The sequence below is a fragment of the Nanoarchaeota archaeon genome, from assembly GCA_018897155.1.
Classification (GTDB): domain Archaea; phylum EX4484-52; class EX4484-52; order EX4484-52; family LFW-46; genus LFW-46.
This window is the reverse complement of record JAHILE010000004.1, coordinates 1-8791: the sequence shown is the minus strand read 5'-3', so window position 1 is coordinate 8791 and position 8791 is coordinate 1. Positions and strand designations below refer to the sequence as shown.

Below are 8791 nucleotides of genomic sequence, written 5' to 3'. Positions count from 1 at the left end.
TACCTATGATTAGCTGTTTTCGCCCAATGCATTAAATACGGGCGAAAAATCTGTTCGCGATATCTTATGAACCATGAGGTGTATCGCTCTCAGCTTTTCAATCCAATGCATAAAGAGATGATTGAAAATGGCAAAACCAATACGTGCAACACCGACGCTTCGGGGCAGGGAAGCGGTAGAGTTCCTTAGGAAAATGCGTGAAAGAGAGCAGGCTCCGATAACGAAAAGGGACTTGGAATTGGCAAAGAGATTAAAGGAATTCAAGCTTTACGCATAATTTATATAATTCGTTTATTCCTTATTTCCAGCTGCTTCACAAGATCAAAATACATAGGAATGGTGCCTTTTTCGCGTGTTCTTAATATCTCAAATCCGTTCTTTTTATAGAAGTGAATGGCATCCCTTTTTGCATCTGTTGAGATAAACCTGCATCCTACCTCTTCGCTTAACATGAACGCCTTTACCGTGGCAAAGTCTATCATGTGCGTTCCTATACCCCTTCCGGAGTATTCGCTATGCACGCAAATACGTCCGATTTTGAGCGCCGGAAGAGTTTTGTAAAATATGCCTTTGACTTGAAAAATATTCGCCCAGTCCTGTGCCATGAATGCCTATGGCGTCTGCAAGGATTGTCAGATACGCCACAAACTCATTATTGGGCGTATAGAACCAAAGATATGTATTCGATATATTCAGCCCCTGATTTTTCAAAGCATCTTCAACAAGAAATTTTTTGAGCTCCACATTATCGGTTTTGAAATTTTCAAGAACGGATTTGTGCTTTTCGGATAGCTTTTCCACGCTCAGTTCGTATTGCGAAATCTGCGCAGCAGCCATAAAATCACGCATACCATATTTACGCCAAAGAAAGTATATATAAATCGCAATAGCTCCGCGATTCATTTTTGAGAAACACGGCGGCTATCTGCTCCCGGAATATGAACAGCAACACCCCTACAACCGCATAGCTTATTACACGAAGCTTCAGGAACCATTTAATTATCCCTGTATTGCCCTCTGCGATGTATTTTGTTAGTGTGGCACTTGCGCCGAATTCTATCAGTGCAGGAAGAAATAAGAATAATGAGAGTACCGTCTTGAAGTTTCCAAAGCCTTCGGGCCCGAACTGCTTCGATAATATAATGTTCGCAACGAACAAGAACAAACTCCCGGCAAAAGCCGCAAGAAAGAGCATTCCGCTGTCCTTTATCAGTGCGGATTCTTCCATTATTGAATTGATATAACCGTTGATTCTTGCTCGCATAAACATCGTAACCATTCATTAGAAGCAACTAATATTTTTAAGTGAATATGCGAAGGATAAGCAGTTAATACGCATCATCATGATGCGCAAATCCTTCCATGCGCACAACACCGCATTCAAACGAGAACATTAGAACATAGCGTCCTATATGCTTTCTCCTTTTGCCTTTTAAAGACGCATTGCAAGAGAAGAATCTTTCTTTTTTAATTTTCGCAATATCTCGTTAAAATACTCTGAGAATTCGACAGGGTACATCGGCACACCCTTCAAAGCGATTCAAAATGTTTTTCCATTTCTTCCTTGTTGTTGCAGCGAACAACCCTGCCATTTTTGAAATCTTCTTCGGATTTTTTTAATTCAGACATTAATTCTTTATTGTTTACAAGAGAAAGCTCATCCAGTTCATCCTTCATTAGCTGCATGCGCTTCTTCATCATAATATCAAAAGCATTTAAGTCTCTTTGAAGCTTGCCAATAATTTTTTGGCTGTACAATTGCTTCGGTTTTAAGTCTTGACCTATCATAATCTCGCCTATTAATGTTATCTCCGGGAGTTTAAAAGCTTTTAAATTCCCGAATCCATCCGTCCGAACTGCTTGGATAATATGATGTTCGCAACGAACAGGAACAAGCTTCCGGCAAATGTTGCAAGAAAGAGCATTCCGCTGTCCTTAATCAATGCGGATTCTTCCATTATTGAATTGATGTAGCAGTTGATTCTTTTTCGCATAAAACTGACTTCCTATGCACCCTCATATCGAATTTAACCTTTTTAAACCCCGAAAGACATATAATGGTTGTGATGATTATGAATGATAAAATCGATGTCGATAGCATGTCATTAGAGGAGCTGTACGCATCATTGGGAATTAAGCCGATACCGCGCTCGGCGCGAAAGCACCCGGATGAGTCAGCAGTGCAACTCTTAAGGCGCTTAAGGGCTAAGGCGGAAAAAGGCGCATTTGTTTTCTAATGCCGGTATTTCTTGAGGGAGAATATGCCTAATCTTGACGGACTGCATTTTATCGATTCCTCCATATTTGTAAGTGCGATATTGGCGGATAATCAAGCAAGAAAGGCACTACAGTATCTTAGGCGGGTGCAAAACGGCACTTACGAGGCGTGTGTTTCTCATCTCGTCATCGGTGAAATCGGAGCAGCAATAAGGGAAGCGTACGATCCGAATACGAATTTTGATGCATTTTACAGCGCCATAGAACAGCTTGCCATACTGCTAAAAGGTGTCCGGCTCCATACTCCGAAAATAGAAGACTACATAGAGAAGCTCCAAAAACTAAAAGAACTGGAGTATAGAGTGGGCTCTACTGATGTTAGAATAATTGCCGATGCTGCAACTTCAGAAGCAAAGAAGTTGATTACGTTTGATACGCATTACAATACCAGAAGCGTTTATGGTTTAATTGAAGTCGTGAATCTGGAGGAGTAACTTTCCTATTTGATACCGCATCTGCCAAAGTACGAAGTCGAGAATGCACTAATCACAAGCGCCAAACTCACAACATTCCGGAAACCATGCGCAAATATCTCTACAACCGCATAGCTTACTACGCGAAGCTTCAAAAACCATTTAATTATCCCTGTATTGCCTTCGGCGATGTATTTTGTTAGTGTAGCCCCTGCGCCGAATTCAATCAAAGCAGGAAGAAACAAGAATAACGAAAGCACGGTCTTGAAATTGCCGAAGCCTTCGGGGCCGAACTGCTTTGATAGCATGATGTTTGCCACGAACAGGAATATGCTCCCTGCAAATGACGCTAAAAACAGCATCCCGCTGTCCTTTATCAATGCGGATTCTTCCATTATTGAAGTTATGTAGCCGTTGATTTTCGCTCGCATAAAATCATCTATCACATACCAACCGCAGCCCGTCAAGGCAAAATAAAGCGCTATCGGTGTATATAGTAACATTACTTTTTTAAGCATGATTTTTCAGCAAAGCTGAAAAAGCTTGAAAAATGGAGATTTCCATGATTTTGCCCTAAAAAGACTCTTTGCCGTGTAATTTTGGGCGCGAGTTCTTCTCATCATATTCATATTCCGGAAGCCACTAATAATGCGCACCGGTTGGATTTAATGCAGGATTGAAGAAAAACAGTAGCTAATGTGATTTTTATGAAACTGGAAAAAGCCGCATTATTGACAGTACTTTGCATATCCTTATTATCCTGGCTGTATGCAATCGGATTTCAATATTCGCTGATATTATCAAAACAAATGGGAGTATTGTCAATGCCTGTAGGCCACTGGTGGCTGATAAACGCCATACGAATGGATGATTTTGCTGCGGTCAATTTCATTGTCTTTATCACAGCATTGTTTTTATGGTTTTGGAAATATTCCGGCGAAGAAAAGGAAATGGCTTAACAAACTTCTTTTGCAAAACAGCCGCCGTCCTCGCAGCCCAAACTCGCAGCCGTCCGCGCTCTCGCAATAATATTTTATCCGGCAGAAATATAAAGCAAATTCCGGCGCTCAAAAAGTCATTGCTTGCAATTAAATACGCATTTCAAATATGGCCGCACCCTATTATATAATGCGTGCCCTTTTTCTGCCTTGGGCTCATGCAAACCTTTTACCCCCTTGTTTCGGCGCAAATTCTTCCAGCAAAGTTTATATACTTTTAAAAGTATAATATTATACTTTAAGTGATATGATGCTGACAAATAAAGAATTAAGAATAATCGAAATATTCAGGAAAAGGCTGTTTAAGACATATACTATCCGGGAGATTTCAAAAGCAGTAGAAACAACTTCTTACTCATGGACATTTAATGCGGTAAAAAAGCTTTCAAAACTCGGGATTTTGCATCTTGAAGAAAAGGGGCATTCTAAAATAGTAACGATTAACCTTAATTCAGCCATCGCCATAAAATACCTTTCTCTTTTGGACGAGCTTGAAGCAAATGAACGGGAAATCCCCAACATCAATGAAATATTCAAAATCATAAATACTGCATATTTCACTCTGATAATCGCAGGAAGCTATGCAAAGGGAACAGAAACAAAAAATTCGGACCTTGACGTCATAGTTATCACAAACGACGATACGATATCAATTCTGAACACTCTGAAAAACAAAGGCGGCCTTCTAATACCCGAAGTGCATCCATATGTGTTTACGCAAAAAGAATTCTTAGAAATGCTTCTTGCAAAAGAAGAAAACTACGCAAAGTTCATCTTTAAAGAAAGGCTTATATTTTTCGGCGCAGAAAATTATTATCTCACGATAAACGAGGCGAGAAAGCATGGATTCAATGGTTAAGCTGTATCTGGAACGGTCTGAAAATGAACTGCGTCTTGCAAAGTCCCTGCTTTTGCTCTCCGGAAATGAGGATTTGAAGAAACAGCTCCAGGCAGAAAAAAGTGATACATTTTATAGCGCAGTAATATCTCATGCCTATTATGCCATATTCTACGCAGCTAAAGCGCTGCTGCTTACAAAAGGAATAGACGCCAAGCCGCCGGAAATCCATAAGAAAACAATCGACGAATTCAAAAAAGCATTTGTAGATACAGGGATACTTGATTTTGAACTTTTGAACATTTACAAGAAGATGATTGTCACTGCAGACGAGCTTCTCAATCTGTTCGGAAAGGAAAAATGGAAACGAGGGCACTTTACATACCAGACGCTTCCGCAGGCGAATCTGCCTTTTGCGAATGAATCCGCGGAGAATGCACGAAAGTTTCTGCAAAACATATTTGCGGTCATAAACAGAAATCATGATTGAAATCTGCCGCATTCTCACGAATCACGAGATATTTACATAAATTATCCCTCAAAAATAACACTCACGCCCAAAACCACAAGGTTCTGCGCAACCGTCCGCGCGGTGAGCGCTCACAGTAATATTTTATCCGGCAGAGATATAAAGCATAATTTGGCGTTTTTAATCTTTTTAAACTGCGGCGCATAATAACCTATTGTGATTATATGGCAAAACCAATCAGGGCAACGCCCGAGCTAAAAGGTGTCTGGGCCCAGCGATTCCTTAAGCAAATGAAGGAAGCGGAGACCGGCAAACTGACACCGAAAGACATCGAAATAGCCAAAAGAATACTTGAAGTAAAGGTTTAATTCTGTAGCTTTTCATCTGCGTCGGAATCACGGATTGTAATGTTTTATCGTAATTCCTCCTCGTTCTTTCTTAATTGCCTTTGGTATCTTATTGTTCTCATCATATCAAAGAACATTGGAACAGTTCCTTTCTCACGATCTTTCAAGATTAGAAAGTTCAGCTTATTGTAAAAATGCTTGGCATCCTGCTTTGCATCAGCCACAACGTAGCGGCACCCTATTCTTTCGTTGATTTCAAGCAGCGTTCTTGCGGCAAATGCGATCATCTCAGTACCGATGCCTTTTCGTAAATATTTTTTATCAACGCACATCCTGCCGATTTTCAGCGCCGGAAGCGTCTTATATGCCACGCCTTTGTCAAGGAACGACTGTCCTAAGCTCGTTCCATGTACTCGTATGGCATCAGAGAGAAGGGTCATGTATCCTGCAAGCTCGTTTTTCGGGTTGTAAAACCAGACATAGGTATTCGAGATAGCCAAATCCTGATTATTCAATGCGTCCTCGATAAGAAACTTTTTGAGTTCGGTTTCATCGGTTTCAAAGCTGTTGAGTATCCCTCTGTGCTTTTCGGATAATTGCTCTCTTCGCAAATCTTCCGATGAGATGCGTTCATTCATAATAAAACCTTTATATTTTATTCCAAAGAAAGTTTATATAATTGGTAGCCGTATTCGCTTTAAATCATAGCCGCCAAACTTACGCCCAAAAGTACGATGTTCTGCGCCAGAGTCCATATCGTGAGAGAGCGCATATCGCCTTTTGCTGTTAGATACGTTCTGTATACTTGCGCGTATCCAGATATAAAGCCTAAGATTACCAGCGCTTTAAATATTGAAAGGCCTGCAAGATAGGATGGCGAAATAAAGTTGATAATGTATTCAGATAACATCGCAGTTCCTGCAACGCCCAATACAACAATCGGCGTATAGACTGCAAAAATCCTCATAAGTACGCTTTTAGCATTCAAATGCTTTTTTGCTCCGAAAAACTCAGATACTTTCGGAAACATTACTGACGATAACGCCGTAGATATAAGCAAAACCCCGGAATAAAACGTGAATGCAAACGCATAATACCCAATCAATTTCTGTGAAAAGAACAACGACAAGATTGGAATTATTGCAGCGCCGACAAATCCAGGAATTATCATCAGATACACGGGAATGCTGTAATTACGGAATATCTTTTTGATATTGGCCTTTTTTCCGTTGAGCTTCTTTTTTAAGAGATAATTTATATTTGGCAAATTGCCGAACAAGTACGCTAATCCCCACCCGAGAAGGGCGTAATAAACGCCGAAATAATATCCTAAAGCAAGGATGAATGTACCTTGGAAAAACATTGTCAGGAATTGCGATACGCCCAATAATTTAAAATTCTGAAAACCCTGCACTATTGGCTTGAAGATTTCAAAGAATGTGAAAAGGAAAAGAATTAGTCCGGGAATGACGAGATGGCTTAATGCTTCGTTTTTGAGGAACACGGAAGCTATCTGCTCCCTGAAAATAAATACTGTCGCTCCAACAACTATGTAACTTACAACCCTCAACTTAAGGAACCATCGTATTATTCCGGTGTTGCCCTCGGCGATGTATTTTGTTAGTGTTGCCCCTGCGCCGAATTCAATCAAAGCAGGAAGAAACAAGAATAACGAAAGCACGGTCTTGAAATTGCCGAAGCCTTCGGGGCCGAACTGCTTGGAAAGCATGATATTCGCAACAAACAGGAACAAACTCCCGGCAAAAGCCGCAAGAAAGAGCATTCCGCTGTCCTTTATCAGTGCGGATTCTTCCATTATTGAGCTGATGTAGCCGTTGATTTTCGCTTTCATAAAATCGTCACGCAATTTTTTCAAAATCTTGGAGGTCAAAAGCCAAAAAGCCGTCTTTTTTCAGATTTTCCTTGTTTTCAATTCGTTTTGCAATCAAGCCAAAACGTTCTGCTCTTTTGCCGTTGTTCCAATCAACCGCTAAAGATTTAATCTTTAAATCCTCAAGTATTTTCCTTGCGGTTCCTTCTTTTAAAATCATCCATTTGCATTCAAAAAAGAAAATCTCTTTCTTATTTTCATTTAACGCAATTAAATCTATTTCGCAGTCTTTGTGCCACCATTCGCCGACCTTTGCGAATGCGAACATATCGCACATCAATAATAATTGCTCTGCCGCCTTTTCGAAAATAAAGCCCATATATGCATCGTATGTCCGCTTCATTGATTCAAAAGCCTCTTTAGAGCCGCTTTCTATCTGCGTCTTTGCAGGATAAATGTATCTAAACCAAAACATGAAATAGTTATCCGAAAATGCATATCTTGTGCTTTTTCTCGTCTCCTTTCTCTCTGTTACGGGATATTTTCTTTTTATCACCCGTATTTCTTCGAGATTTTTCAGATATTTCGAGATTATGCTCTTGTCTATGTTTGTATAGTTCACAATTTTATTCTGTTTTGTGTTCCCGAAGGATATTGCTTTCAGTATTGAAAAATAGTTGGCAGGCTCACGGAATTCCTGCTTCATTAAAATTTCGGCTTCGCTGTAGAGCGGGGAATCCCTTCGGAAAAATATATTATTCATATTCTCAAATACATCCGTCTTTGTGCCGAATTGCTTCAAATACAAAGGTATGCCGTCGGTGCAGCCGTAAATGTTTATGCATTCTTCTATCGAACGTTCCGGAAAAAATTCTTTTAGCTGGAATATATTAACCGGCTTTACCTCGAGCTGTGCGGTTCTTCTGCCAAAAAGCGGAGACTTTCTTCCAAGCAGTTTTTCCATCATGCTTATTGACGAGCCTACGAGCACAAGCATGATTTTATCTGATTTGGAGAGATACAAATCCCATATTTTCTGGAATTCGGAAGGAATTGCGTTATTTTCCATAACTAAATAAGGGAATTCGTCTATTACCACGATTGTTCTTTCGGATATTTTTTCCAAAAAACTTTTAAACAGCTGAGCCCAGTTTTCGAAATTAATCCGCCCGAACTCATCATCTTTCAGAAAATTGCCCATTATAGACTTCATTTCATTCAGGTTGTCATCATACCGTTTTTCTTCCGCAAGAAAGTAAATGCTTGGCTTGCTTTTAATAAAATGGGTTATAATCTCTGTTTTGCCGACCCGCCTTCTGCCGTATATGAGAATAAATTCAGGTTTGCCGCTTACAAAGTGTTCTTCAAGACTATTCAGCTCTTCTTTTCTATTTATAAATTGTTGAAACATGAAAATATTATCTAATTGCAACTATTTAAAGGTTTGCATATTTTCGGCTTTAGCGAACCTTTAAAGCTTTTTACTGCGAATATGCGATGATTAAGCGCATTTTAGTAAGCACAGCGTCCTATATGCTTTCTCCTTTTGCCTTTTAAAGACGCATTGCAAGAGAAGAATCTTTCTTTTTTAATTTTCGCAATATCTCGTTAAACTGCT

General features: G+C 39.8%; 16 protein-coding genes. 7 read left to right on the top strand and 9 right to left on the bottom strand.

Going from position 1 to position 8791, the window contains the following annotated elements:
• Positions 1-127: 127 nt before the first annotated feature.
• Positions 128-277: a hypothetical protein gene (locus KKB09_00430; GenBank protein ID MBU4299663.1), complete on the top strand. Its 150-nt coding sequence runs from the start codon at positions 128-130 to the stop codon at positions 275-277.
• 1 nt (position 278) lies between these two features.
• Here KKB09_00430 and KKB09_00425 read toward each other — a convergent pair whose 3' ends face one another.
• The 5 genes from KKB09_00425 to KKB09_00405 all read right to left on the bottom strand — a co-directional run bounded on the left by KKB09_00425 (position 279) and on the right by KKB09_00405 (position 1994).
• The gene (locus KKB09_00425; GenBank protein ID MBU4299662.1) at positions 279-521 is read right to left on the bottom strand and encodes a GNAT family N-acetyltransferase; all 243 of its coding nucleotides are present in this window, start codon (positions 519-521) and stop codon (positions 279-281) included.
• Positions 514-849, bottom strand: a complete 336-nt coding sequence (locus KKB09_00420; GenBank protein ID MBU4299661.1) for a hypothetical protein — start codon at positions 847-849, stop codon at positions 514-516. The genes KKB09_00425 and KKB09_00420 overlap by 8 nt, the downstream gene beginning before the upstream one ends.
• 7 nt (positions 850-856) lie before the next feature.
• Positions 857-1279, bottom strand: a complete 423-nt coding sequence (locus KKB09_00415) for an oligosaccharide flippase family protein (protein MBU4299660.1) — start codon at positions 1277-1279, stop codon at positions 857-859.
• A gap of 251 nt (positions 1280-1530) precedes the next feature.
• Positions 1531-1788 (bottom strand): hypothetical protein, encoded by a 258-nt coding sequence (locus KKB09_00410; GenBank protein MBU4299659.1) that lies wholly within the window; start codon positions 1786-1788, stop codon positions 1531-1533.
• Positions 1789-1829: 41 nt separating this feature from the next.
• On the bottom strand, positions 1830-1994 hold the full coding sequence (locus tag KKB09_00405) for a hypothetical protein (GenBank protein MBU4299658.1): 165 nt from the start codon (positions 1992-1994) through the stop codon (positions 1830-1832).
• 78 nt (positions 1995-2072) lie between these two features.
• On the opposite strand from KKB09_00405, the gene KKB09_00400 reads away from it, so the two are divergent.
• Positions 2073-2237, top strand: coding sequence for a hypothetical protein (locus tag KKB09_00400; GenBank protein MBU4299657.1), 165 nt, complete (start codon positions 2073-2075; stop codon positions 2235-2237).
• Between the two features lie 24 nt (positions 2238-2261).
• A complete protein-coding gene (locus KKB09_00395; GenBank protein MBU4299656.1) occupies positions 2262-2711 on the top strand; it encodes a PIN domain-containing protein in 450 nt (149 codons plus the stop codon).
• Between the two features lie 5 nt (positions 2712-2716).
• On the opposite strand, the gene KKB09_00390 is transcribed toward KKB09_00395, so the two are convergent.
• Positions 2717-3121 (bottom strand): oligosaccharide flippase family protein, encoded by a 405-nt coding sequence (locus KKB09_00390; GenBank protein ID MBU4299655.1) that lies wholly within the window; start codon positions 3119-3121, stop codon positions 2717-2719.
• A 276-nt stretch (positions 3122-3397) separates the two neighbouring features.
• On the opposite strand from KKB09_00390, the gene KKB09_00385 reads away from it, so the two are divergent.
• The 4 genes from KKB09_00385 to KKB09_00370 all read left to right on the top strand — a co-directional run bounded on the left by KKB09_00385 (position 3398) and on the right by KKB09_00370 (position 5363).
• Positions 3398-3649: a hypothetical protein gene (locus tag KKB09_00385; GenBank protein MBU4299654.1), complete on the top strand. Its 252-nt coding sequence runs from the start codon at positions 3398-3400 to the stop codon at positions 3647-3649.
• A 286-nt stretch (positions 3650-3935) separates the two neighbouring features.
• Positions 3936-4547, top strand: coding sequence for a nucleotidyltransferase domain-containing protein (locus KKB09_00380; protein ID MBU4299653.1), 612 nt, complete (start codon positions 3936-3938; stop codon positions 4545-4547).
• Positions 4531-5016: a HEPN domain-containing protein gene (locus tag KKB09_00375; protein ID MBU4299652.1), complete on the top strand. Its 486-nt coding sequence runs from the start codon at positions 4531-4533 to the stop codon at positions 5014-5016. Before KKB09_00380 ends, KKB09_00375 begins: the two co-directional genes overlap by 17 nt.
• Before the next feature lie 203 nt (positions 5017-5219).
• A complete protein-coding gene (locus KKB09_00370) occupies positions 5220-5363 on the top strand; it encodes a hypothetical protein (protein ID MBU4299651.1) in 144 nt (47 codons plus the stop codon).
• Between the two features lie 44 nt (positions 5364-5407).
• Here the strand turns inward: KKB09_00370 and KKB09_00365 are convergent, their stop codons facing one another.
• Genes KKB09_00365 through KKB09_00355 form a run of 3 tightly spaced genes read right to left on the bottom strand, consistent with a single transcriptional unit; the run spans position 5408 to position 8584 of the window.
• Positions 5408-5980, bottom strand: a complete 573-nt coding sequence (locus tag KKB09_00365) for a GNAT family N-acetyltransferase (GenBank protein MBU4299650.1) — start codon at positions 5978-5980, stop codon at positions 5408-5410.
• A 59-nt stretch (positions 5981-6039) separates the two neighbouring features.
• Positions 6040-7194: an oligosaccharide flippase family protein gene (locus tag KKB09_00360; protein MBU4299649.1), complete on the bottom strand. Its 1155-nt coding sequence runs from the start codon at positions 7192-7194 to the stop codon at positions 6040-6042.
• Positions 7195-7201: 7 nt separating this feature from the next.
• Complete coding sequence (locus KKB09_00355; GenBank protein ID MBU4299648.1) at positions 7202-8584, bottom strand: ATP-binding protein; 1383 nt, start codon at positions 8582-8584, stop codon at positions 7202-7204.
• Between the last annotated feature and the right edge of the window lie 207 nt (positions 8585-8791).

Coding starts and splice junctions, on each gene's coding strand:
- KKB09_00415 (MBU4299660.1), bottom strand. CDS start 1,279: ATGGTTACGATGTTTATGCGAGCAAGAATCAACGGTTATATCAATTCA.
- KKB09_00430 (MBU4299663.1), top strand. CDS start 128: ATGGCAAAACCAATACGTGCAACACCGACGCTTCGGGGCAGGGAAGCG.
- KKB09_00410 (MBU4299659.1), bottom strand. CDS start 1,788: ATGATAGGTCAAGACTTAAAACCGAAGCAATTGTACAGCCAAAAAATT.
- KKB09_00420 (MBU4299661.1), bottom strand. CDS start 849: ATGCGTGATTTTATGGCTGCTGCGCAGATTTCGCAATACGAACTGAGC.
- KKB09_00375 (MBU4299652.1), top strand. CDS start 4,531: ATGGATTCAATGGTTAAGCTGTATCTGGAACGGTCTGAAAATGAACTG.
- KKB09_00380 (MBU4299653.1), top strand. CDS start 3,936: ATGATGCTGACAAATAAAGAATTAAGAATAATCGAAATATTCAGGAAA.
- KKB09_00390 (MBU4299655.1), bottom strand. CDS start 3,121: ATGCGAGCGAAAATCAACGGCTACATAACTTCAATAATGGAAGAATCC.
- KKB09_00360 (MBU4299649.1), bottom strand. CDS start 7,194: ATGAAAGCGAAAATCAACGGCTACATCAGCTCAATAATGGAAGAATCC.
- KKB09_00405 (MBU4299658.1), bottom strand. CDS start 1,994: ATGCGAAAAAGAATCAACTGCTACATCAATTCAATAATGGAAGAATCC.
- KKB09_00370 (MBU4299651.1), top strand. CDS start 5,220: ATGGCAAAACCAATCAGGGCAACGCCCGAGCTAAAAGGTGTCTGGGCC.
- KKB09_00355 (MBU4299648.1), bottom strand. CDS start 8,584: ATGTTTCAACAATTTATAAATAGAAAAGAAGAGCTGAATAGTCTTGAA.
- KKB09_00365 (MBU4299650.1), bottom strand. CDS start 5,980: ATGAATGAACGCATCTCATCGGAAGATTTGCGAAGAGAGCAATTATCC.
- KKB09_00395 (MBU4299656.1), top strand. CDS start 2,262: ATGCCTAATCTTGACGGACTGCATTTTATCGATTCCTCCATATTTGTA.
- KKB09_00400 (MBU4299657.1), top strand. CDS start 2,073: ATGAATGATAAAATCGATGTCGATAGCATGTCATTAGAGGAGCTGTAC.
- KKB09_00385 (MBU4299654.1), top strand. CDS start 3,398: ATGAAACTGGAAAAAGCCGCATTATTGACAGTACTTTGCATATCCTTA.